This window comes from Parahalioglobus pacificus (assembly GCF_014652275.1).
Classification (GTDB): domain Bacteria; phylum Pseudomonadota; class Gammaproteobacteria; order Pseudomonadales; family Halieaceae; genus Parahalioglobus; species Parahalioglobus pacificus.
The window spans coordinates 312891-335074 of record NZ_BMYM01000001.1 but is presented as its reverse complement, the minus strand read 5'-3'; the positions used below and the strand labels follow the sequence as shown (position 1 = coordinate 335074).

Genomic DNA, 22184 nt, shown 5'->3' with positions numbered 1-22184 from the left:
GGCCGCTGCTGCTATCGATCGAACAACAGGGATATTCACGCATGGCGATTTCACGGCGGGCCTTCATGGGCGTCATCTCCGGGAGTACCTTCCTGGCAACGCTGGGCGCCCCTGCGCTTCGCGCCAGTGCACTGCCCGAGATCTCATCCGCGCTCAAATTCGACGAGGGCGTTGCTTCAGGAGATCCTCGCAGTGACAGCGTGATGTTGTGGACCCGCGCTGTGCCAGTCGACGCGAGCCCGACCGCGCCCGTGTTATTGCAGGTGAGCGACGACGACACCTTCGACGCGCCGATCCTTGAGACCCTGCTGGAGGCTTCAGCGGAGGCTGACTACACCGTACGCGCTTGCATCGATGGACTGGAACCCGGCCGCCACTATTTCTTCCGGTTTGTCGGTGGACAGGGAACAACATCACGCCTGGGGCGCACGATGACCGCCCGCGCCCATACGGACGATAGCCCCGTGAATCTGGGTTTCGCCAGCTGCCAGAGCTATGAGCAAGCCTACTACGGCTCATGGGCGCGCATGTTGGAAGACGACAAAAACAAGCCCGCGGAAGAACAAATCGAGTTTGTTCTGCACCTCGGAGACTTCATCTACGAGCGAAGCTGGCATAAACGTCTGGATGGCGGCCCCCAATCACGCTACGTACCGCCCTTCCCCGACGGCCAGGAAACGGAGGACAACCGGCATGCGGTTAGCCTTGCGGACTATCGCCATCTTTACAAAACCTATCTACGCGATCCGCATTTGCAAGAGGCTCGGGCGCGCTGGCCGTTCCTGTGTATTTGGGATGACCACGAGTTTAGCAATAACTGTTTCCAGGCTTACAGCACCTATGGAGAGCAGCCGCTGTTCGAGCCACAGCGGAAACTGGATGCGAACCAGGCCTGGTTTGAATTCATACCTGCAGTGCTATCGGAGGCTACCGGCAGTCAGGCACATGACTTCGCCAGTGTCGACTTACCACCCAATGAAAGCGACGCCAATGCGGCGGCCGTAGGCAGCATTAGCATTTACCGCCGATTACGCTGGGGCGCCCACATAGACATTTTTCTCACTGATACACGCAGTTATCGATCCGAAGCCTCACTGCCAGAGCACCTCGCCGAGAAGTTGGGCTTACCCATGAACACAGTGCGCCTGGTAGAGATCGCCGATGGGGGCAAGGCCTACAATAATGGCTCTCCCCCGGCTGTCTTGCCTTACGCTGAAGCCGAAAACCCCGCCGTCGATCGCGAACCAGGCACCTGCCTGGGACTGGAGCAACGAGAGTGGTTCTTGGAAAGCCTCTCGCAGTCCACCGCGCGCTGGAAGCTATGGGGAAACGCTCTTCCCCTACTGCCCCTGCGCATCGACATGTCGACCGTACCCATGGCGGGTTTTGAGGACAGCGTATTCAGCATCGACCCCTGGGCGGGCTACCCGTATGAGATGACCCTGCTTCTTGAGCAGTTACGTGAAGACGGCGTCACTGGCCTTGTTTCGCTATCGGGCGATCACCACATGCACGCAGCAGGCGCTATTCACGCATCCGCTAGCGAACCAGAACAACCACCGGTATGTGTTGACTTCTCGGTTGCCGGGATCAGCTCTACCTCACTGTATGACAACGTGGCTGACGTCGCGCGCCGCGGCAATCCCGGGTTCCAACCCCTGGTGTACACAGAGGGTGACAGCGGCGAGCTGCCCACCTGGAATATGACATTGATGCAGGGAGTGCTGGCATCCATGGCCTACGACAAGGTGGGCATCGGCGCAGTGTCAGACTGGCTGGGCCCCAACGAGGCCAACCCGGGGCTGTCGTTTGTCGACACCACCGCCAAGGGCTACGGTCTCGCCCGCTTCGGGCCCGACAGCCTGGATGTCTCTCTGGTGACCATGCCCGATCTCACGCAGGCGTTCGACGATGCACCGCTGCCGGCCAGCATTGCGCGTTTTAGCGTTGCGGCCTGGGAAGGCGATGCACCACCTGTTGTCGATGGCCCCGAGTTTAGCGGTGAAAAGCCCTTCCCTTTCTCTGTGCTGTAACCGCGCTACGATCCGAAGCGATAATACGGCCTGGCGCTAGTCACAGTACTGTCACACCGCCGCGTTAGCCTCAGCAGAAGATACGGAGAGTGAATGGAAAATAACCGCCGATGAATGATCAGGTTTTTGATGCCAGCGCCCTATGCAGCCGCAAACTTTGGGAACTGGTAAGTGAGACGCCCACCGCAGATAGCCTCAATCGTGAGCAAATTCTGTTGGCCGTTTCAGAACTGCAGCAGCGCCGACATTTTCTGACCGAACTGGCCAAGCTGCGACAGCCCGTTAGAATACACACAGAGTAATCACACCACGGGGCTAGCATGCCCAAAACACCGGTGCCTCGCTCCAGCAGCAGCGAAGTGCAGCAGTTTCTAAAGAAGAGCCGCGACATCACCCGATTCGTGGGGCAACAGCCGCGACTGATCTTTGCTATCGATGCCACCGCCAGTCGCCAACCGACCTGGGATACGGCCTGTCAATTGCAGCGCAGCATGTTTGACGCCAGCGCGGCGATTGCCCAACTCAGCGTTCAACTCTGCTATTACCGCGGGTTCAACGAGTTTCATGCCGGTCAGTGGCTTAGCGATCCCGGCTCACTGGGTAGCGCCATGGGTCGTGTTTATTGCGAGGGCGGCCACACTCAAATTGCGCGCCTGTTGCGTCATGCCCTTGCGGAGAACAAGTCCGGTACGGTGCGCGCGCTGGTGTTTATCGGCGATGCCATCGAAGAGAATCCCGACACCCTGTGTAACCTTGCCGGGCAGTGCGGCATGGTGGGAATGCCGTTGTTTTTGTTTCAGGAAGGCAGCTCTGTAGACGTTGAGCAAACCCTGAAGACCATGGCCCGACTCAGCAAAGGCGCCTGGGCACGCTTTGACCAGAGCAGTGCCGATGCCCTGTCGAAACTGCTTGGCGCCGTGGGACGCTATGCAGCCGGCGGCAGAAAAGCACTGGAAAACAGCAGCGATTCCGGTGATAAACTGCTGTTGCAGCAATTAAAGTAGCACCGAGAGGATACTGTGCCCCGCCTGATCTTACTGCTGGCCGTTGCGGCTGTTATCTACATCCTGTTTCGCCGAGCGCAGGCAATGCCGCCCCACAAGCGACGGGCTGAATTCATCAAGCTGGGACTCGGGATTGCCGTAGTGGCCGTGGTCGGGCTGACGCTCGCAGGCAAGATGCACTGGGTGGGCGCTGCACTCACGGGCCTGCTGGTCATGGTCCGCCAGTTACTCCCAACACTGATTCGATTTTTCCCCATGTTGGCCAGCCTGCGCGGCCAATCGTCGCAGGGGCCCTCACAGGGCCAGCAATCCACCGTAAATACCGACACACTCCGTATGCACCTTGACCATGACAGTGGCGCTCTGTCGGGCGAAGTGCTACTGGGCCCCTTCAAAGACTGGCAATTGGATGAATTGGATACCGATCAGCTGAAGCAGCTTTATCAGCACTGCGAGGCGCAGGATGCTGACGCCCTGCAACTGCTGGATAGCTACCTCGAGCAACGCTTCGGTGCTGACGGGCCGTTCGAAACTGACCCGCCGCCCGCCGGTCAATCCGGTGATATGAGCCGCAGCGAGGCACTGGAAGTGCTGGGCCTGGAGGAAGGCGCTGACAAAGACGCGGTAGTTGCAGCACACCGGACATTGATGCAGAAGCTGCACCCCGACCGCGGCGGCAATGACTACCTGGCTGCCAAAATCAATCGCGCCAAGGATGTACTGCTGGGCTGATCCCGTCAGAATGAGTCTGGCTTGTCGCAGTGGCAATCCGTAAACTGCGCGCCACTTTCAACACAGATAAAGGCTGAGCTATGACCGAGGTGTACGTCGTACGCAATCAACTTGGGCACTATTGGGGTAAGAGTAAGCACTGGGTCAACGGCTCGGAACCGCGGACCGTGATGCGCGCCAAGCACCAGGATGAAGCTATCAACACCTTGTTCGAATTGAGTGCCAAAGACGTGGAGCTGCGCGGCGAAGTCCTCGCCGCCGAACTGACACAGCGCGGTGAGCCCGTATTGGAAGTGAGTGATATCCCGGTGCCCCTGACGCCTGAGCAAATTGCCGCGCAAGCCGCAGAAGCCCAGTTGCAATTAGCGGCTGAGCCCGGCGAAGAAAGCACCGCGCAGCCCAATGACAATGATACCGCTGCCCCCACTGAAGGGCAGGCGGCTGCACAAGCGGCAGTCGAGGAAGAGGCAGAATCGCCGGCCAACGCAGAATCGCTGGCTTGATTTTCACACGCCTCGACCCCATATCAAGCCATATACGCCGGCGCTGACGCCGGCTTTGTCACACCGACCCGGAGGCATACCCGATGCGTATCCTGTTGTTCCTGGCCACTAACATGGCAGTCCTAGTACTGGTCAGTCTGGTTTTCAACCTGCTGGGCTTTCAGGGCATCCTCGCCGCCAACGGTGTAGACCTAAACCTTCAAGCCCTGCTGGTGTTTTGTGCGCTGTTCGGGTTTGGTGGCTCTCTGATATCACTGCTGATATCCAAGTGGATGGCGAAACGCGGCACCGGTACACAGATCATCGAGACCCCCAGAAACCGCGACGAACAGTGGCTGGTGGATACCGTGGCTGAGCTGGCACAGGAAGCCGGTATTGGCATGCCGGAAGTCGGGGTTTTCCCCAGCCAGGCCGCCAATGCCTTTGCAACCGGCTGGAACCGCAATGACGCGCTGGTGGCCGTCTCTGCGGGGCTGCTACAGCGATTTCGCCCCAACGAGGTGAAAGCGGTTCTTGCCCATGAGATCGGGCACGTTGCCAATGGTGACATGATTACCTTGAGCCTGATTCAGGGTGTGGTAAACACTTTCGTGATGTTTATGGCGCGGATTATCGGCCACACGGTGGATCGCGTCGTGTTTAAAACAGAACGCGGCTACGGCCTGGGCTACTACGTGGTGACTATCGTTGCGGAACTGGTGCTGGGCGCGCTGGCCAGCATGATCGTGTTCTGGTTCTCCCGCTGGCGGGAATACCGGGCGGATGCTGCGGGCGGAGCGCTCACCAGCAATGCCGACATGATCGCAGCGCTGCAGCGTCTTCAGCTTGAGCAGGGCCAGCCCCAGGACTTGCCAGGTGAGATGACCGCATTTGGTATCAGCGAGCAGCTAAAGCAGGGAGTGGGCGGCCTGTTCCGGTCGCACCCTCCTCTGGAAGATCGTATCAGGGCCTTGCAGGCCGGCTGAGATATTCGCTCATCGGCACCACGCAGATGTGCTCAAAGTCGATGAACCGCGCACAACTGCTCATCATGGCTTCCTGGCGCTGCTGCAACTGCGCATCGTCTGAGGCCGCGTAAAAGGCGTGATCCGAGGTCATTGCGGCCTCGGGAAAGTCTTCTTCTACGATCGCGTCCCAATCAGGCGCTCCATCGGAGAGCACATTCACAACGCGATTCTGCCGATAGCCAAAGGTGGACTGTGTGTCGATAGCAATGCGGGTGTGACTGCCTTGCCACACCGCGATGAACCCGGGGAGGTCCATGGTTTGAGGGCGCTTGATCAGCGCCAACTGGCAAAAGCCCTCGCCGCGGGTGACACCGTCAGCGGGCGTACGCGCATTAACCAGTGGCTCCGCCTCCACCACCTGATAGCTGTGAATCGCACTGCACAGGTCGTCCCAAAGAGGTTGCACCTCGGACAGCCGCCTGGCCTCATCCAACCACAGGGACAGTACAGCGCAGGGCAACGCCGCTGCCCCCATGCGCTTGGCGTCCGCCGGTTCAACGTCACTGTCGGCGACAGTGAGCCGCACCGTGTGCACCCAGTTGTGGGCCCGAAGCGCAGGCAGCACACGCGTGAGCAACTCATCGCGCAGTGCGTCACCGGGCAGGTCGCTAAACAGCAGACTAACGACTTTTTCCATGAGGCTTCCTCAGACTGCGGCTGTGACCAGGCGCTTTAGACGCCTACGGGTGGGGTGATCGTTGCGGCATCGTCGATCACCATTTCAGCCCCGTTGATGAAGCGAGATTCATCCGAGGCCAGGTACAGGACCAGATTGGCAATATCCTCCGGCTCGCACATATTGGCACCACTGGCGACCATATCGATGTCTTCCTGGGTAGCTGTGTCCTTACCCAAGGCTACCTTGACGACCATTGGCGTCTTAACACCGTCGGGGTGGATTGAGTTACAACGCACGCCGTTCTTCTGTTCCTTACAGTACATCGCCACACTCTTGGTCATCGCCCGCACCGCACCCTTGCTGGCACTGTAAGCCAATACAAAGGACATCCCGTGCAGCGCAGCCACCGACGACATATTCACGATAGAGCCACCGCCGCTGTCGGCCATGGCGGGAATAGCGTGCTTGCAGCCCAGGAACACGCCCTCATTATTCACGGCATGGGTGGTTTTGAAATCAGCAAGCTCGGTGTCGACCACACTGCCCAGCTGCATCAGGCCGGCGTTGTTGACCAGAATATCCAAACCGCTAAACCTCTCGACGGTATCTGCAACAACCTGCTCCCAGTTGGCCTCGTCGGTGACGTCGAGACGCATAAAGACAGCGTTCTCGCCAATGTCATCGGCCACAGCCTGCCCATCTGCCTCATTGAGGTCTGCGACCACAACTTTCGCTCCCTCACTGGCAAGCAGCTTTGCATCTGCCTTGCCCATACCGCTGGCTGCCCCACTGATGATGGCAATCTTGCCCGCTACGCGCCCCATGATGTTTCTCCATTACCTCGATAAAACGATGAGCCTCTACGCCCACCAAAAGGTCAGCAGAGTAACTAAGCACCCTGCACCGGTACAGCCAGTGTCGTTCATTGCCGGCAAAAGCGAGCGACAGTACCGCCCAGTTAAACCGCCTGCGGACCCTCGCAGAGAGTGGGGTGTGGGTGTATTCTTGTGCCCCACCTGCAAACACAGCCAAACCGGGAGCCGTTATGGTCATGCACCGAAGCCAGTCAAGAATTGTTAACACACAGGGTTACCTGGGAATCGCACTGCTGCTGCTGTTACCTATTGCGGTTCTGACTGTACGCTCGGGGGCATGGCAGCAGGGACTATCACTCTACGCGCTGGCCTGCGCCGGTTCCGCGTTGTTAGTGGTTGTTGCCCTGGTGCTGTTGCTGCTGCCGCGCTACGCCCAATTCCGTCCCGACATCTTCAAGCGCACGCTGTTCGCACTGCCCGGTGCCCTGCTGTTACTTTCACTGCTGGGCAATCAGGGTGAGATACCGCCTATTCATGACATCTCTACCGATGTCGTCAATCCACCGGAGTTTGTCGCGGCGCTTGAGCAACGCGGCCCCGATGCCAACCCCGTCAAGGTCGATGCGGATGTCATCAATGCACAGCTGGCGGCTTATCCGGAGGTGAAAACACTACGATCGGATCTTCCATTGGAGGAAGCCTTTGCCAACGCGGTTGCCGTGGCTAAAGACATGCGCTGGGAGATCATTCGTGAAGACCTTAATGCGGGCGTTATAGAAGCGGTGGATACCACTCGCATCATGAACTTTAAAGATGATGTTGCAATCAGGGTAACCACTGATGAGCAAGGCACCCTGGTTGATCTGCGGTCAGTCTCCCGCGTGGGCCAGAGTGATCTGGGCGCCAACGCCGCGCGCATCGGTGACTTTCTGACTCGCTTCCAGTCACGCTAGGCTGAAACGTGCTGCGCAATCTCTTCACAGTACTGCTCTTCAGTGCACTTGCCACAGGTGCACTCGCGCAAGACGAGGTCGACTACCTCAGCTTTGCCACAGAAGACGAAGCCAACAGCACCGAGATTTTCAGCAAGGCCAGCCCGGCCGTCGCCTATGTCACCAACAAGGCCCTGCGGCGGAATCTGTTCTCCCTTAACGTGCAGGAGATACCCCGGGGGTCGGGTACGGGCTTTATCTGGGATGCCAGCGGCTTGGTCGTCACCAACTTCCACGTGATTGCCGGTGCGCAACGGCTCACGGTGACCCTGCAGGACCGTGAGGAGTATGACGCGCAAGTGATCGGTATCGCACCTGAAAAAGATTTGGCCGTGCTGCGCATGATCGAGCCACCCGATGATCTTGTCACCCTGCCACTCGGTGATTCCTCAGAGTTGACGGTGGGTCGCAAGGTACTCGCCATTGGCAACCCCTTCGGACTGGATACCACGCTAACCACGGGCGTAGTGAGCGCACTGGGGCGCGAGATCAAATCTCCTAGTAACCGAAAAATACGCGGCGTGATACAAACCGATGCCGCTATCAATCCCGGCAATTCCGGCGGGCCGCTGTTGAACTCTCTGGGACAACTGGTGGGCGTGAACACCGCAATTTTCAGCCCCAGCGGCGGCAGCGCCGGCATCGGTTTTGCCATACCTGTAAACACGGTCAAAGATGTCGTGCCGCAGCTCATCAGCTTCGGCCGCATCCAACGCCCCATCATGGGCCTTGAGCTGGCCAGCGATCGTTGGATACGCCGCTATCGCATCGAAGGACTGCCCGTAGTGCGCGTATTCCCCGGCTTACCCGCAGACGAAGCTGGGCTGCGCGGCGCCTATCGCAATAGTCGCGGCGACATAACCCTGGGCGATATCATTACGCAGATTAACGATACGCTCATTCGGCGTCACGATGATTACCTGAGTGTTCTCGAGGCCAGCGACGTCGGAGAGGTGGTCACTGTCACCACACGACGCGGCGATGAGGAAATGCGATTCGAGGTAACACTCACCGAATCGCAATAGGCATTGACCTACAGCGATTCACAGAATGCGGTGAGTCGCTGGCAAGCTTTCTTTAATACCGGATAGTTCTGCGCCAGGCCGATCCGCACGAAGTTACGCGTTGTCTCTCCGAAGGCATCACCGGGTACCACGGATACACGTTGTGCCTCTAGCAGTGCATGCCCGAATGCCCGGCCATCCATACCGGTGCCCGAGACGTCACACATGACGAACATCCCGGCGTCGGGGCGCACACAGCGCAGCTGAGGAATCCCCGCCAATGACTCCAACACAAAGTCACGCCGCTCGCGGTATGTTTCGCGCATACTGATGACATAAGCCTGATCGTTTTCCAAGGCAAATGCGCTCGCGTCCTGTATGAACTGCGGGCAGCCAAACAGTGTGGCAGTGGCATAGGCACCCAACCGTTCGACCAACGACGGTGGTGCCACCGCCCATCCCATACGCCATCCGCTCATGGCATGGGACTTGGACAGGCCGTCGATCATGACAATGTTGTCCAGATGAGCCACAGAAGAGCGGGCTGAACGATGCAGCCCGTCGTAGGTGAACATGGAGTACACCTCGTCACAGACCAGCCACACTCCGCGCTCCCGGCAAAACGCAGCCAGCTCTCGCAGAACCTCAGCACTGACAATGCACCCAGTGGGATTGCCCGGCGTGTTGATAAACAGCACTCGCGTTTTCTCGCTGAAAGCCGCCTTAATCGCATCAACATCCAACGCGAACTGCGCGTTCACATCCAGCGGCACGTTGACCACCGTGGCATCTATCGCTCGCATAACTGGCATGTAACCCACATACATGGGCTCTGGAATAATGACCTCATCACCGGCATTTAGCAGGCATGACATCACCGCATGAATTGCATTGGTGGCGCCGGGGAAAATAGCCACTTCATCCACGGTGCAGGGGTGGGGCGAGGTCTGGGTTTCGAGGTCGGCTACCGCTCGGCGAAATTTCAACTCACCCAACGCGGGGGAGTAGTGAGTACGACCGACGCGCAGGTGGCTCACCGCATTGTCGATGATGGGCTCAGGTGTGCGGAAATCAGGATCACCCACGTCCAACATGATGACATCCTCGCCATCACGTTGAAGTTCTACTGCCCGATCATGAATCTCCCAGCCGCCGGCATCCTCATCGAGTAAACGGTGAGACAGGGCGCTGTAGGAAGCATCAAAGGTCATAGCGGACTCCGGCAGAACTGGGGCAGGCGGGGATTATAGCCGCGCCCCACGCACTATGCCGCTATTTACAGCATCAGGATAATGTGCCCCCGTCGACGCGAATATCCTCGCCGGTAATGTGGATGCCGTCTTCACAAGCCAGCATGGCAATTACACCTGCCACGGTTTCAGGGCCTTTCACACCGGTCAGCGACATAATGCGAGGAATCAGATCGAAGTCCATGTTGTCAGGGTAATCAATACCCGTTGTCATACCTGTATTAATGTCGCCAGGGCAAACACAGTTAGCGCGCACGCCACGCTTGCCATACTCAATGGCAATGCTGCGTGTCATCGCTAGCACACCGCCCTTGCTGGCTGAGTAGGCTGCACCCGACGGCAGACCAGACAAGGCCGCCGTCGATGCCGCATTAACGATACTGCCGCTGGACTCCACCAGGTGTGGCAGGACCGCCCTGCACAACAGCATTGTGCCCGTGAGGTTCACTGCGATGATCTTATCCCAGTCTTCCAGCTTCAGGCGCTCGGTATCGTCAAAACGCAGAATGCCGGCCATATTGACCAACGCGTAAAGGCCGTCATAGGCCTTCACACAGGCGGCAACGGTATCTTCCACCTGTTGAACATCGGCGACGTTGCACAAATGCCATTGGGCATCGCCACCCGACGCGGTTATCTCGGCTACTGTCGCCTCCAGCGCCTCCTGATTCAGGTCTACGCAGAAGACTCGTCCTCCCTCAGACGCTATGCGAAGCGCGGCGGCCTTACCGATACCACTGCCCGCGCCCGTCACCATCACTGACTTATCCTGAAATCGTTTCATCACCACTCCTTATCGTTATGACTAGCGAGAATGCCCAGCCCCCCCGAAACGGTCAAGGCGCCCAGTTCGCCGCAATAAACCAACCCACGCTGCACCTTCCGCGCTGTCCACAAATGTCACCGGGCCTGACTCGAAAGGCCATTGCCATGCCTGCGCCTAACGCTAACCTGCCCTACTCGCTATGGAGTAAAGGACAATTGCCACGTGACACACAGTAGTGCAACTGCGGACGCTTTCAGGCAGGAAGTGAGAGACTGGCTTGAGGAGAATTGTCCACAGTCACAGCGCCAACCTGCGGTGGCGGCCGATCAGTTCTGGGGCGGGCGTAGCGGTAGCTTCCCGTCAGAGGATGCCCGCCTCTGGTACGAACGGATGCGTGATAAAGGCTGGGTGGCGCCTGAGTGGCCCCGAGAGTACGGCGGCGCTGCGCTGGACGCCCAGCAGGCACGCATCATTAAGCAGGAAATGAAGCGCATCAACGCACGCACGCCTCTGTATGGCCTGGGGCTATGGATGCTAGGCCCCGCCCTGCTCGAGTACGGCAACACCTCGCAAAAAGAACAGCACCTTCCCGCCATTGTAAAAGCTGAAACGCGATGGGCTCAGGGCTACTCAGAACCTGGAGCCGGCTCAGATCTTGCCAGCCTTCAATGCCGTGCCGAGGAACATGACGATCACTTCCTGGTAAACGGCAGCAAAATCTGGACAACCGCGGCCGATCGCTGTGACTGGATTTTCTGCCTCGTTCGCACCTCCACCGAGGGCAAAAAGCAGGAGGGCATCAGCTTTCTCCTTATCGATATGCACTCGCCGGGTGTCAGCACCACCCCTATTGAGCTGATCAGTGGCGAGTCTGAGTTCTGCCAGACCTTTTTTGACAACGTGAAAGTGCCCCGCGAGAACCTGGTGGGAGAGCTGAACAAGGGCTGGTCCGTGGCCAAGGCGCTACTGGTGCACGAGCGCAAGCTGATGGCGGAGATTGGCTCAGACTCACCCCGCAAAGTCGTCAGCCCGCGTGAGGCGGCCGAGCAATACCTGCAAAAAGACGACACTGGCAAATTGACCAACACCGAGCTGCGCAGCCAACTGGCGGACTACGATATGCAGATGCACGCCATTGGCCTCACGCATATGCGCTGTTTCGAAGAACGGCAAGCCGGTGTTCGTAGCCCTGCTCCGCTGGTGATGAAATACCTGGGCACTGAAGCCGAGAAAACCAAAAGCGAACTGCTGCTTAAAATCATGGGCAGCCGTGGACTGGGCTGGGAAGGTGACAGCTTTACCGACGAGGAACTCGACACTTTGCGTCTGTGGGCCATGTCCAAGGCCATGACCATCGCCGGTGGCAGTTCGGAAATCCAGCTAAACGTGATCGCCAAATCTGTCCTAGAACTGCCGCAGGAGTAAACCGCTGTGCCATTGGTATTGAATGAAGAGCAACGCCTGCTGCGCGACACCAGCCGGGAGTTCCTGCAGCGCAGCGCCCCGGTGGCTGCTCTGCGCGCACTGCGCGATGAGCGAAATAGCCTGGGCTATCAAGCCGATCTCTGGGCAGAGATGGCCGAGATGGGCTGGGCCTGCGTCACTCTGCCCGAAGCTTATGGCGGGCTGGATTTTGGTTTTTTGGGACTGGGCTGCGTACTGGAAGAAACCGGTCGCACACTCACCGCATCGCCGCTGTTCGCCAGCGCGGTGCTTGGAAGCAATACCATCCTGTTTGCCGGCACCGAGTCGCAGAAAGAACATTACCTTCCGCGCATTGCCACAGGTGAGCTGACGGTGGCGCTGGCTTTAGACGAATCGCATCACCACGCACCTGCCGACACTGGCTGCACCGCGCAGTGCAACGATGAACACGCCGTTATCAGTGGCCGGAAAGTATTCGTCGCCGACGGGCACAGCGCGGAGCTGTTGCTGGTTGTTGCAGAAGACCAGTACGGTCTGGGCATCTACGCCATACCCGAGAACACGCCGGGGCTGCTGAGGGAGCGCACTGTGATGGTGGATAGCCGCAATGCGGCGAACCTCACACTGAACGCAGTAACCGTACCGCTGTCGCAGCGCCTCGGTGGCACTGAAGACTGCGCCGCTGCTCTTGAGCAAGCGCTGGACCGGGGCAGGCTGGCTTTAAGTGCAGAAATGTTGGGGCTGGTTGAGGAAGTGTTTGAACGAACCGTGGCCTATCTTAAAGAGCGTGAGCAATTCGGCGCATTGATCGGCAGCTTTCAGGCATTGCAACACCGCGCCGCACAACTGCAGGCGGAGATCGAGCTCTGCCGCTCCGTCGTTATGCAGGGCCTGTCCGCCATCGACGACGCCCCCGAGCAGGTGCCCCTGACCGCTAGCCTCGCAAAAGCACGGCTTAATGACCTGGCTGAATGGGCCACCAATGAGGCCGTACAGATGCACGGTGGCATTGGGGTGACCGATGAGCTGGAGATTGGGTTCTTCCTCAAGCGCGCCCGCGTTAGCATGCAGATGCTGGGCGACACCGCGTTTCACCGTGACCGCTACGCCACACTCAGCGGCTATTGATCAATTAAGGAGTAAGACTATGGATAATGCGCACATGATCGGCGTGGTCGAGTCGTATATGCGGGCCTTCAATGAGCAAGACATGTCCATCATTCAGGCGATGTACGCCTCTGACGCTATTGTAGAAGACCCCGTTGGCAGTGATCCCTACGTGGGCTATGACGCCATCATGGCTTTTTATGAGGGCGCCATCGCCAATGGTCCAAGCCTGTCATTGAATGGCCAGGTTCGCTGCGCGGGTAACAGCGCTGCATTCCCCTTTCAGGCGAAGGTTGGCGACCTCACCATCAACATTATCGACGTGTTCGAGTTCAATGACGAAGGCAAGGTCAGCCACATGCGAGCTTATTGGGGCCCCGACAACATGACGCAGGGTTAATCATGGCTTCGCGTGCTTCTCTGAAGTATGTACTGCTTGGCCTATTCCTACTGGTCATTGCGGTTATTCAGTTTATTCCCTCGGCGCCGGTCGTCGTACCCGCGGCCCTGCCCGAGACACAGCGCGAGGCGCACCGGGTACTGAACTTTGGCGGCGTGGCCAACTTCAGAGACCTGGGCGGTTACCCTACTGAAGACGGACTACGCACTCGCTGGGGTGTGTTGTACCGCTCTGGCGCACTGCATGAGACCACGGCCGCCGACAGGCAGGCACTGTCGCAGTTGGGCCTGAACCGTCTAATCGATTTTCGCTCAGAGGCAGAGAAGACCGAGGAGCCAGACAAACTGCCGGAGTCCTCAGGTTTTGCCACCGTAGCAATCCCTACAATGGATGGCGGTGATCATTCAGTCGCTGACGAAATTATCGCCCGTATTGAAAACGGCAACTTCGACGACTTTGATCCCGACGGGTTCATGCTGGAAGCCAATCGACAGTTTGCATCGCGGTTTACGCCCCAGTACCGGCAGTTCATTGGTGAGTTACTCGATGCCAACGGCCAGCCCGTGCTGTGGCACTGCAGCGCCGGTAAGGATCGCGCAGGCTTTGCTTCTGCACTGATATTGCGCATTGTCGGTGTACCCGAGTCGGTAGTCATGCAGGACTACCTCAAGAGCAAGGCCTATGCGTTGGAGGCACGCAAACGCGATATTTTCCTGTTGCGCCTGTTTAAGGGCGATATGGTGGCGGACAAGCTGACGCGCATCATGGGCGTCGAACCGGAGTGGTTGGAAGCCGCCTTCCGCCAGATCGATGCGGATTACGGTGACTTCGACACCTATGTTCGTGAAGGGCTGGGCCTGACTGAAGATGATATCAGCCGACTACGTGCTGCCTTACTGGAGCCCGTGCCGGCATGAGTTTTGATTAGTTAAAGCGCAGTTCCCGCAGCAGGATGTTGCTCTTGATTTCCCGCATTTCGCCGCGGGCTTTGTTGGCCTGCGCGCCATTGTCCATGGACCCAAACAACTTGCGCGCATTGGCGTCCCAGTAGTCCCTGGGCGTATCCATGTAAGCGGCGCCCGAGGACCACTCCACCATCAACCAAAGATCGGGTTCACCCTCGCGCGGATTCACATTGTTGAGCAGCTTGTAGCTGAGCACCTTCTCATCGGCAATCAGCATTTCCATGCTTTTACGCCAGGCTCCGTTGAGGTCGGTCAAATAAGCATTAAACTGACCGGGAAAAGTATCCACGCCCGTTACCGTCCAGTAACTACCGTCAACGTAATCGTCCTGAGCACAGATGGCTCTGGACATCAGTAACGCAGCTACCGTGAGTATTATTTTGCGCATGGTGGTCGCTCCCTTTCTCTGGCGTCATTCGGCGGCTGCGCCGTACTGCGAAAGCACTATACCCCAGGCTATCGCGCTTGCGTACCGGCGGCTGTCTCCCAGCACTGCTACACTAGAGCGGTGAATACAGAATACGAATTATTCAGCCAGACCACCGCTGCGCTGGCCGTTGTATTGCTGCTGGTTTCGCTGATCTCCGCGATTGAAGCCATTCTCGAGGCGCGGACGGCTCAGGGAGCCATAGCCTGGGCTATTTCCCTGTTAACCTTTCCCATTGTCGCCCTGCCCCTTTACCTTGTCTTTGGTCGTAACCGTTTCGACGGTTACCTCGAAGAGCGTGTAGAAATTGAGGACCAGACCCTCAAACTTCTGCGTGAGACGCGCGGAAACATCGAAGAACACATCATTGCGCCCTCCACCGACTTCCCGCTGTACAACAGCCTCTACAACCTCGCTCACCTACCCTCGACTACGGGCAACCGTGTCACGCTACTGATCAATGGTCAGGCCACGTTCGATGACATCCTTACCGGGCTGGCATCCGCTGAGAGCTATATCCTGTTCCAGTTTTACATTATCCGCGACGACGCGCTGGGCAGAGAGCTTGGCCGCGTGCTTATCGATAAGGCGAAGGCCGGGGTCGATGTATTCCTTCTCTATGACGAAATCGGGAGCCGGCAGTTTCCACGGTCCAGGCTCTATCGCCAGTTGCGAATGACTGGCGTCAACGTGGCGGCTTTTAATACCACACAGGGCCGGCGTAATCGCTTCCAGCTTAATTTCCGCAACCACCGCAAGGTTGTCGTGGTCGACAACCGCATGGCCTGGATTGGCGGCCACAACATTGGCGTGGAATACCTGGGCAAGAGCAAACGATTTGGGCACTGGCGCGATACCCATCTGCGCCTAGAAGGCCCCGCTGTCCTGGGCGCTGAGCTGGCCTTCGCGACCGATTGGCGCTGGGCCACCAAGGAGCACCTGCCCATCGACTGGAACTTTGACAGCACAGCCCAGGGCGATAGCAAGGTGCTGGTGTTCCCGTCGGATCCCGCCAGCGAGTTCGAAGAAGCGGGGCTGATGTATCACGAGGTCATTGTTTATGCGAAACGCAGGATATGGATAGCCAGTCCCTACTTTGTACCCGACCGCGCCATTATCTCCGCCTTACAATTAGCGGCACTGCGAGGTGTCGATGTGCGTCTGATCATCCCCGACGAGCCAGACGGCCCGGTAGTGGGTACAGCGAACTGGTCGTTCACCAGTGAACTGCTACCCGCCGGGGTGAAGGTCTATCGCTACCAGGGCGGGTTCATGCATCAGAAAGTCTTCCTGATGGATGATGATTTGGCAGGTGTGGGTACAGCTAACTTCGACAACCGTTCCTTCCGGCTGAATTTCGAGATCACTGCGCTTATACACGATCAGGCGTTTGCCGCACAAGTTGGCGATATGCTGGAACGGGACATGGCCCAGGCCTTTGAAGTGACACGCGAAGACGTTGCCAACAAACCGTTCTGGTTTGTCTTTGCTATGGCAGCAGCTCGCCTGGTATCGCCCCTGCTCTAATCGCGCCAGGCGCGGGGATCAATATCCAGATCTGACCAGTCTTCCGGGTTCAGTCGAGGCTGCTGACCATCCGCACTCTTTGCCTCGTAGTCTCGCAGAAGCCGCATTCCAATTTTGAACATCCAGACCAGACCAATCAGGTTAACCAGGCCCAGCAGCCCCATGGTCAGATCGGCAAAACCGAACACGGTGCCAAGGTCCTGCATAGACCCCCACACAACGAGCCCGAGCACTGCAACACGGAAGGCATTGAACAGGCTGCGATTGTCTTCGCTGAAGTAGTTCAGGGCATTCTCGCCCAGATAGTAGTTGTACATGATGGAGGAGAAGGCAAACAGCACCAGCGCCACGCTCACAAAACTTCCTCCCCAGTCACCCACGTGACTGGCCAGTGCGCCTTGCGTCAGGGCCACGCCGGAGACGCCCGCTGCGCCGGGCTCGTACACATCTGACAGCAGGATGATCAGCGCAGTGCAGGTGCACATCACCAATGTATCGATAAACACACTGAATGCCTGAACAATACCCTGATTGGCTGGATGCGGGACCTGTGCCACTGCAGCCACGTTGGGCGCACTGCCCAAGCCCGCCTCGTTGCTGAACAGCCCGCGCTTCACCCCTTGCATGATGGCAACACCGATACCGCCACCGACGGCGGACTCCAGACCGAACGCACTTCGAACAATATAGGCCAGCGTTGCTGGCACCTCGGACAGGTTCAGACCAATCACCAGTATGGCCGCGAGGAAATACCCAATAGCCATAACCGGCACAATGACCTCAGCCACCACCGCGATCCGCTTGATGCCACCAAAGATAGTCGCACCGAGAAGCACAGCCATCAACGAACCGGTGATCCATGCCGGAACACCAAAGGAGGCATTCAGTGATGTCGCCACCACATAGGACTGCACCGCGTTGAAACCAAAGCCAAAAGTAATCAACAGGAGCACGGAGAAGATAATCGCCAGCCAGCGCTGGTTAATACCGTGCGTCAGGTAATAAGCGGGGCCACCGCGGTAGGTGCCATCAGGCTCGTAGCGCTTATAGAGTTGCGCCAGTGAGCACTCGAAGAAGCTCGTGGCCATACCCATCAGGCCAATTAACCACATCCAGAACACGGCGCCAGGCCCACCAAGGGTAATCGCTACCGCCACACCGGCAATATTGCCACTGCCCACGCGGCCGGCAACACTCACCACCAGCGCCTGGAAGGAGCTGACATGCCCCTTCTCGTGGTGCATTGCACCACCCAGGACCTTGAACATGCGCCCAAAGTAGCGGAATTGCACAAAGCGGGACGCCACCGTGAACAAGACACCGACGGCCACCAGTACAATCACCAGCACCTGTCCCCACAAGAAATCGTTAATGGTGCCCAGCATAAATCCCCCAGTGCGCAGCGCGCTGTCAGTTATTCACTCACACCCATCACGAAAATTACCAGCAGCGCCGGCGGAACGACAAAGCGGATCAGGAAATACCAAATGCTATAGGCACGGTCTCCCAGGGCATTGAATTCATCGCGACTGTTTTTGCGTGTCATCACCCAGCCAGCAAACACCGCAATGAGCAGTCCGCCCACGGGCAACAGAATCTGGTTAGAGAAGTAGTCCAGCGTATCGTTGAGGTTGCGACCGGCAACGGTGTAATCGGCGATCACGTTATAGGACAGAATACTGAGCACACTGAATACAGCGATGGAAGACACCACCAACACGGCACTCTTGTGACGCAGAATCCCATAGCGCTCTTCTATCCAGGCATTAACGCACTCGATAAGCCCCACCATGGAGGTAATGCCAGCCACGGACAGCATGATGAAGAACAAGACACCGAAGACATAGCCGCCCGGCATCTGTGCGAATGCGACCGGCAGCGTCTGGAAAATCAGGCCAGCACCGGCAGCAGGGTCCAGTCCGTTATTGAACACGGCGGGGAAGATAACCAACCCAGCCAGAATGGCCACAGCGGTATCGGCGACCACGATGATCAACACCGACTGGGTGAGCTTGATGTCCTTGGGCAGGTAGGAACCGTAGGTCATCATCCCTCCCATTGCGACGCCAATAGAGAAGAACGCCTGACCAATCGCGGCGAGGACAGTCGTTGGCCCGATTTTGCTGAAGTCCGGTGTAAACAGCCACTCCACCGCCTCGGCGAAGCCGCCAGCAAAATAGTTATAGGCGGCCAGCCCCAGCAGCAGCAAAAACATCAGCGGCATCATAAAGCTCACCGCCCGCTCGATGCCGTCTTTGACGCCGGAGTAAATGATCAATCCTGTGAGCGCCAGCCCCGTGATCGTCCAGAACAACATGCCCCAGTTGTCTGACAGCACGGCAGAAAACTCCAGGCCGGCCATCTCCGCATCCACACCCACAAAACCCGTAGTGATGGCCTTGTAGAGATACCAGAGCACCCAACCGACGACCACAGCGTATACGATCTCTATGGTGTAGGCTGCCAGCAGCCCCATGCCCCCGATCCATTGCCACTGACGGGATTTCCCGCTCTCGGTCGCCACATCGGCCATGGCGATAGGTGGGCTCGCTTGGCCCCGGCGGCCAATCATAAGCTCTGCCATCAGGATGGGAACACCGATAAAAAAGGCACAGGCCAGATACACAATGACAAAGGCGGCGCCGCCGTTTTCCCCGGCCACATAGGGAAAGCGCCAAATGTTGCCAAGGCCTACGGCAAAGCCGACTGAGGCCATCAAGAAAGCAAAACGGGATGACCAGTGGGCGTGTGCTCCGCCAGCTGCCATGTTACGTCTCCAAATATTTTGATTATGCGCGCAGTCTACACAAAAGCGGGGGTAGCTTCAGTACAAGCAGCGGGGAAGGTGGGGGTATCTGGCAGCATTTCCAATGCCAGCAGTGGCTGCCGACAGAGTGAAGTCGCTGCCGAAAGGAGATTTACTCTTCGATCAGATCGAAGTCAGATTTTGAGATACCGCAGTCTGGGCACTCCCAGGTCTCGGGAATGTCTTCCCAGCGTGTTCCAGGTGCGATGTCGTCTTCGGGCAGACCCTCTGCCTCGTCATAGATAAAACCGCAGATCACGCATTCGTAACGGCGGAAGGGTGCATCAGACATAACGACATTCATCTCCTGGTAAGGCTGGGTAGGCGGGCAGTATACCCCACAAAATCTAGAGATCACCGGATAGGCGTAAACGGTATCCAGTGCTTACTGGCTCTGCCATCAGTGACAGCGCCTGCTGTAATCCGGGGTCCATGGCGCCTTGACTGCCGATGGCAAGATCTATGGCATAGCTGCGGCCGGTCAATGACAGCTCACCATCAGCAAGCACCGGGCCAGACCGGGTGCTGACACTGCCTTGCAGGGGATCTCCGCGCCCCTGCTGCAGTGCAAGTGCATAGTCACCCAATGGCTTTCGTCCACGGGGTGCCAACCAGGCGGCTCGGCGCCAGTACAGACTACCCTGCACTTCCTGCGGCATTGCGTCCTCGATATCGACATGCGCAAACGTACCCTGTAACACTCCGTCTAGTGCTATCGGTACAAACTGCCGTGCCAGGGCGGCATCGGCGCGCAGTGAAAAGTCGCGCAAGCCCAGACGATTACCGCTTGCCAGAATCACGAACCCGGTGGCCCGCTGTGCACCCCATTCGGCGTCGATCGCCAGGCGCAAACGCAATAGCAACAGCGCGCGACGGCTCACTTCCCAGCGGACGCGCCCTAGGTTGAGCCAACCCCCGGGCACGGCCACTGCGACGCGGGCGGCACTGCCGCGCCATAAGGAGCCTTCGAACCCGGCCGCTCTAACCTGGTTCTCCGGCAACAGAAAACCCACCAGCCTTGCTGGTGCATTGACCAGCATGACCGCCAGCAACAATGCGGCAACTGCGGCTACCAGAACCGTTCTATTCATGGCTCGAAACTAGCCCGGGGACGCAAGGCGGACAGTCGCATTCACTTGACCACTGGCACCGGCCTGTGTGATCGCGATCTCAAGCACCGACAACCCCTCACCCGACTCCAGTTGATCCAGCCATGTCATCAGCGATACAAAAGAAACCGCTTCCAATCGGACTTGAACCTCACCGCGGCTGTTGGGCTGAAGACGCCTGACAGAGAGCTGGTTGCTTGCTGTTGTTTGGTTGATAAGGCCGGTGAGGTTCCCGCTGTTGCTGCTGCGATTGTCACTGTCGCGCAGTCGCAGAATTTCTGAGACCATCGCGTCGACGCGCTGCAGCGACTCCTGGGTGGCCGTATTTCTCGAGGCCATCGTATCGCGGCGTTCTGCCAAGGGTGACCATAGGGCGATGTAGACCAGATACAGCAAAACCGCCACCAGCATTACCAACACACTGAGCTGCTCACGCGGGTTTAGTCGATAAAACCACTGCTTCATGTGCGCTCCGTAATGCGCAGCCGCGCTCTGACTTCATTGCCCTGGGCATTGGAGTTTTCCAAGACCGCCTCTAGCCCGTCCGCGGCAATCGCGCCGCGTATTTTTTCCACCATGCCGTAATCGACCGCCACAATGCTCAAGCGCATCTCGCTGTTGCGTTGGCTGTAATTAATACTTGCCAGCGTGGTACCCGGATGCTTGGAAATGACTGCGCCAACGCGTGACGCCAAGGCCACAAAGTGACTCGCTTCGCCGCCGCCCTTCAGCCCACCGAGCTGGGTACGTAACTGCCGCTCCGGGTCGACGATCGCGCCGCGAGGGTTGGCTTGCCGGTAGCTTGCCTCAATGGCCCCGCGCAGGGCCAGATTCTCCCGACCCAACTGCGCATATTCTGCCCAGGTCGCCAATAGCTGCACTGCGATGGCAGCCGCGAATACGCCCGCCACCAGCCGCCAATCACGCCACCAGCGGGCTAGAGGTAGTCTGGGCGCAAAGTCTCCCTGGCGTAAATTCAAAACCGGGGCGTTGAGATTGCTCAGCATCAGGGCCGCGCTGTAGTTACCTTTGCGCCACTGCGCACGATCAACTAGCGCCTCGGGAATGACGGCGGCATCAGCATCGGGGTGTTCGCTGTAGACCACCAGTGATGTTGGCAGCTCGTTATCGGCAATGGCGGCTTGCAACATAGCCGGGGCCAATTCCCGCTCCATTCCCGCGCCCTCACAGGCGCCTGTGCGCAATAGCGCGCGGTCGCCTTCCAGTACCAGCGTCCACTGCCCTTCCTCCCAGGGCAGCGTCAGCGGTTCGGGTAACCAGGTATTCACGGGGTAGTCTTCGAGTAGGCTAGCCCATGCGGCCATGTCATCTCGGTCGCAGATCGCAACGCCATAACGCAGTTCGCCCAGATCCTGCAGGGCAAAGTGCAGGCCCTCGATATCCTGCGCCAGCTGTTCTTCCAGCATGAAGGGCAATGACTGCTCTAAATGCTTTTTCTCCTCGGCGGCTATCTCAAGCACCTGCAAACGCAGACGCTCCGCGGGCGCGGCGAAGCAAAGCTGTATCCTGTCTTCGCCGATCAGCCCCTGCAGCCGTTCTCGGGGTTCTGGCTCATCCAGCCACTGTGGTTGGGCATCACTGTCCGGCCGAAACCAGGCCAGACGCCCGTTCAGTTCCCGAACCACGTTCCAATTACTGTCACCCACGCTGTATTTCACTCATGAACGTCATC

At 58.2% G+C, this 22184-nt stretch carries 24 protein-coding genes; 13 read left to right on the top strand and 11 right to left on the bottom strand.

What is annotated here, in order from left to right:
- Window positions 1-41: 41 nt before the first annotated feature.
- From IE089_RS01565 to htpX, 6 genes are all read left to right on the top strand, one after another.
- On the top strand, window positions 42-2033 hold the full coding sequence (locus IE089_RS01565) for an alkaline phosphatase D family protein (protein WP_189474516.1): 1992 nt from the start codon (window positions 42-44) through the stop codon (window positions 2031-2033).
- Window positions 2034-2143: 110 nt separating this feature from the next.
- Window positions 2144-2335 (top strand): hypothetical protein, encoded by a 192-nt coding sequence (locus IE089_RS01560; RefSeq protein WP_189474514.1) that lies wholly within the window; start codon window positions 2144-2146, stop codon window positions 2333-2335.
- An 18-nt stretch (window positions 2336-2353) separates the two neighbouring features.
- Window positions 2354-3037, top strand: coding sequence for a VWA domain-containing protein (locus tag IE089_RS01555; protein WP_189474512.1), 684 nt, complete (start codon window positions 2354-2356; stop codon window positions 3035-3037).
- Between the two features lie 15 nt (window positions 3038-3052).
- Window positions 3053-3769, top strand: a complete 717-nt coding sequence (locus tag IE089_RS01550; RefSeq protein ID WP_189474510.1) for a J domain-containing protein — start codon at window positions 3053-3055, stop codon at window positions 3767-3769.
- Window positions 3770-3849: 80 nt separating this feature from the next.
- A complete protein-coding gene (locus IE089_RS01545; RefSeq protein WP_189474508.1) occupies window positions 3850-4272 on the top strand; it encodes a hypothetical protein in 423 nt (140 codons plus the stop codon).
- Window positions 4273-4355: 83 nt separating this feature from the next.
- On the top strand, window positions 4356-5237 hold the full coding sequence (htpX, locus tag IE089_RS01540; protein ID WP_189474506.1) for a protease HtpX: 882 nt from the start codon (window positions 4356-4358) through the stop codon (window positions 5235-5237).
- Here htpX and IE089_RS01535 read toward each other — a convergent pair.
- Together IE089_RS01535 and IE089_RS01530 are read right to left on the bottom strand one after the other, a co-directional pair.
- On the bottom strand, window positions 5215-5916 hold the full coding sequence (locus IE089_RS01535) for an EthD domain-containing protein (protein ID WP_189474505.1): 702 nt from the start codon (window positions 5914-5916) through the stop codon (window positions 5215-5217). The two genes, htpX and IE089_RS01535, sit on opposite strands and share 23 nt — an antisense overlap.
- 35 nt (window positions 5917-5951) lie before the next feature.
- Window positions 5952-6722: a glucose 1-dehydrogenase gene (locus IE089_RS01530; RefSeq protein ID WP_189474503.1), complete on the bottom strand. Its 771-nt coding sequence runs from the start codon at window positions 6720-6722 to the stop codon at window positions 5952-5954.
- Between the two features lie 227 nt (window positions 6723-6949).
- Here IE089_RS01530 and IE089_RS01525 point away from each other — a divergent pair, with 227 nt between their 5' ends.
- Both IE089_RS01525 and IE089_RS01520 read left to right on the top strand, forming a co-directional pair.
- Complete coding sequence (locus tag IE089_RS01525; protein WP_189474501.1) at window positions 6950-7666, top strand: DUF1499 domain-containing protein; 717 nt, start codon at window positions 6950-6952, stop codon at window positions 7664-7666.
- Window positions 7667-7677: 11 nt separating this feature from the next.
- Window positions 7678-8730, top strand: a complete 1053-nt coding sequence (locus IE089_RS01520) for a S1C family serine protease (protein WP_189477285.1) — start codon at window positions 7678-7680, stop codon at window positions 8728-8730.
- A gap of 8 nt (window positions 8731-8738) precedes the next feature.
- Here the strand turns inward: IE089_RS01520 and IE089_RS01515 are convergent, their stop codons facing one another.
- Together IE089_RS01515 and IE089_RS01510 are read right to left on the bottom strand one after the other, a co-directional pair.
- Window positions 8739-9920 carry a pyridoxal phosphate-dependent aminotransferase gene (locus tag IE089_RS01515; RefSeq protein WP_189474499.1) on the bottom strand — a complete coding sequence of 394 codons (1182 nt, stop codon included), beginning with the start codon at window positions 9918-9920 and terminating at the stop codon, window positions 8739-8741.
- A gap of 73 nt (window positions 9921-9993) precedes the next feature.
- Window positions 9994-10743 carry an SDR family NAD(P)-dependent oxidoreductase gene (locus IE089_RS01510; RefSeq protein WP_189474497.1) on the bottom strand — a complete coding sequence of 250 codons (750 nt, stop codon included), beginning with the start codon at window positions 10741-10743 and terminating at the stop codon, window positions 9994-9996.
- A gap of 204 nt (window positions 10744-10947) precedes the next feature.
- On the opposite strand from IE089_RS01510, the gene IE089_RS01505 reads away from it, so the two are divergent.
- From IE089_RS01505 to IE089_RS01490, 4 genes are read left to right on the top strand one after another with little or no spacing between them, the layout of a single operon-like run.
- On the top strand, window positions 10948-12150 hold the full coding sequence (locus IE089_RS01505) for an acyl-CoA dehydrogenase family protein (protein ID WP_189474495.1): 1203 nt from the start codon (window positions 10948-10950) through the stop codon (window positions 12148-12150).
- Window positions 12151-12156: 6 nt separating this feature from the next.
- A complete protein-coding gene (locus IE089_RS01500; RefSeq protein ID WP_189474493.1) occupies window positions 12157-13278 on the top strand; it encodes an acyl-CoA dehydrogenase family protein in 1122 nt (373 codons plus the stop codon).
- Between the two features lie 19 nt (window positions 13279-13297).
- Entirely contained in the window at window positions 13298-13657 is a 360-nt protein-coding gene (locus tag IE089_RS01495; RefSeq protein WP_189474491.1) for a nuclear transport factor 2 family protein, read from the top strand.
- A gap of 2 nt (window positions 13658-13659) precedes the next feature.
- Window positions 13660-14574: a tyrosine-protein phosphatase gene (locus tag IE089_RS01490; protein ID WP_189474489.1), complete on the top strand. Its 915-nt coding sequence runs from the start codon at window positions 13660-13662 to the stop codon at window positions 14572-14574.
- Window positions 14575-14581: 7 nt separating this feature from the next.
- Here IE089_RS01490 and IE089_RS01485 read toward each other — a convergent pair whose 3' ends face one another.
- Window positions 14582-15010, bottom strand: a complete 429-nt coding sequence (locus tag IE089_RS01485) for a hypothetical protein (protein ID WP_189474487.1) — start codon at window positions 15008-15010, stop codon at window positions 14582-14584.
- A gap of 120 nt (window positions 15011-15130) precedes the next feature.
- On the opposite strand from IE089_RS01485, the gene cls reads away from it, so the two are divergent.
- The gene (gene cls, locus IE089_RS01480; RefSeq protein ID WP_229802525.1) at window positions 15131-16576 is read left to right on the top strand and encodes a cardiolipin synthase; all 1446 of its coding nucleotides are present in this window, start codon (window positions 15131-15133) and stop codon (window positions 16574-16576) included.
- On the opposite strand, the gene IE089_RS01475 is transcribed toward cls, so the two are convergent.
- From IE089_RS01475 to gspL, 6 genes are all read right to left on the bottom strand, one after another.
- Window positions 16573-17961: an alanine/glycine:cation symporter family protein gene (locus tag IE089_RS01475; RefSeq protein WP_189474485.1), complete on the bottom strand. Its 1389-nt coding sequence runs from the start codon at window positions 17959-17961 to the stop codon at window positions 16573-16575. The genes cls and IE089_RS01475 overlap by 4 nt on opposite strands.
- Before the next feature lie 29 nt (window positions 17962-17990).
- Window positions 17991-19343: a sodium-dependent transporter gene (locus IE089_RS01470; protein ID WP_189474483.1), complete on the bottom strand. Its 1353-nt coding sequence runs from the start codon at window positions 19341-19343 to the stop codon at window positions 17991-17993.
- A gap of 151 nt (window positions 19344-19494) precedes the next feature.
- Window positions 19495-19674, bottom strand: coding sequence for a rubredoxin (locus tag IE089_RS01465; protein ID WP_189474481.1), 180 nt, complete (start codon window positions 19672-19674; stop codon window positions 19495-19497).
- A 55-nt stretch (window positions 19675-19729) separates the two neighbouring features.
- A complete protein-coding gene (gspN, locus tag IE089_RS01460; protein WP_189474479.1) occupies window positions 19730-20473 on the bottom strand; it encodes a type II secretion system protein N in 744 nt (247 codons plus the stop codon).
- 9 nt (window positions 20474-20482) lie between these two features.
- Window positions 20483-20956 (bottom strand): type II secretion system protein M, encoded by a 474-nt coding sequence (locus tag IE089_RS01455; RefSeq protein WP_189474477.1) that lies wholly within the window; start codon window positions 20954-20956, stop codon window positions 20483-20485.
- Window positions 20953-22158: a type II secretion system protein GspL gene (gspL, locus tag IE089_RS01450; RefSeq protein WP_189474475.1), complete on the bottom strand. Its 1206-nt coding sequence runs from the start codon at window positions 22156-22158 to the stop codon at window positions 20953-20955. Before gspL ends, IE089_RS01455 begins: the two co-directional genes overlap by 4 nt.
- Between the last annotated feature and the right edge of the window lie 26 nt (window positions 22159-22184).

What these genes read in the sequence shown, in the direction of transcription:
- IE089_RS01565 (WP_189474516.1), top strand. Translation starts at nt 42, where the DNA reads ATGGCGATTTCACGGCGGGCCTTCATGGGCGTCATCTCCGGGAGTACC.
- IE089_RS01560 (WP_189474514.1), top strand. Translation starts at nt 2,144, where the DNA reads ATGAATGATCAGGTTTTTGATGCCAGCGCCCTATGCAGCCGCAAACTT.
- IE089_RS01555 (WP_189474512.1), top strand. Translation starts at nt 2,354, where the DNA reads ATGCCCAAAACACCGGTGCCTCGCTCCAGCAGCAGCGAAGTGCAGCAG.
- IE089_RS01545 (WP_189474508.1), top strand. Translation starts at nt 3,850, where the DNA reads ATGACCGAGGTGTACGTCGTACGCAATCAACTTGGGCACTATTGGGGT.
- htpX (WP_189474506.1), top strand. Translation starts at nt 4,356, where the DNA reads ATGCGTATCCTGTTGTTCCTGGCCACTAACATGGCAGTCCTAGTACTG.
- IE089_RS01535 (WP_189474505.1), bottom strand. Translation starts at nt 5,916, where the DNA reads ATGGAAAAAGTCGTTAGTCTGCTGTTTAGCGACCTGCCCGGTGACGCA.
- IE089_RS01530 (WP_189474503.1), bottom strand. Translation starts at nt 6,722, where the DNA reads ATGGGGCGCGTAGCGGGCAAGATTGCCATCATCAGTGGGGCAGCCAGC.
- IE089_RS01525 (WP_189474501.1), top strand. Translation starts at nt 6,950, where the DNA reads ATGCACCGAAGCCAGTCAAGAATTGTTAACACACAGGGTTACCTGGGA.
- IE089_RS01515 (WP_189474499.1), bottom strand. Translation starts at nt 9,920, where the DNA reads ATGACCTTTGATGCTTCCTACAGCGCCCTGTCTCACCGTTTACTCGAT.
- IE089_RS01510 (WP_189474497.1), bottom strand. Translation starts at nt 10,743, where the DNA reads ATGAAACGATTTCAGGATAAGTCAGTGATGGTGACGGGCGCGGGCAGT.
- IE089_RS01495 (WP_189474491.1), top strand. Translation starts at nt 13,298, where the DNA reads ATGGATAATGCGCACATGATCGGCGTGGTCGAGTCGTATATGCGGGCC.
- IE089_RS01490 (WP_189474489.1), top strand. Translation starts at nt 13,660, where the DNA reads ATGGCTTCGCGTGCTTCTCTGAAGTATGTACTGCTTGGCCTATTCCTA.
- IE089_RS01485 (WP_189474487.1), bottom strand. Translation starts at nt 15,010, where the DNA reads ATGCGCAAAATAATACTCACGGTAGCTGCGTTACTGATGTCCAGAGCC.
- IE089_RS01475 (WP_189474485.1), bottom strand. Translation starts at nt 17,961, where the DNA reads ATGCTGGGCACCATTAACGATTTCTTGTGGGGACAGGTGCTGGTGATT.
- IE089_RS01470 (WP_189474483.1), bottom strand. Translation starts at nt 19,343, where the DNA reads ATGGCAGCTGGCGGAGCACACGCCCACTGGTCATCCCGTTTTGCTTTC.
- IE089_RS01465 (WP_189474481.1), bottom strand. Translation starts at nt 19,674, where the DNA reads ATGTCTGATGCACCCTTCCGCCGTTACGAATGCGTGATCTGCGGTTTT.
- gspN (WP_189474479.1), bottom strand. Translation starts at nt 20,473, where the DNA reads ATGAATAGAACGGTTCTGGTAGCCGCAGTTGCCGCATTGTTGCTGGCG.
- IE089_RS01455 (WP_189474477.1), bottom strand. Translation starts at nt 20,956, where the DNA reads ATGAAGCAGTGGTTTTATCGACTAAACCCGCGTGAGCAGCTCAGTGTG.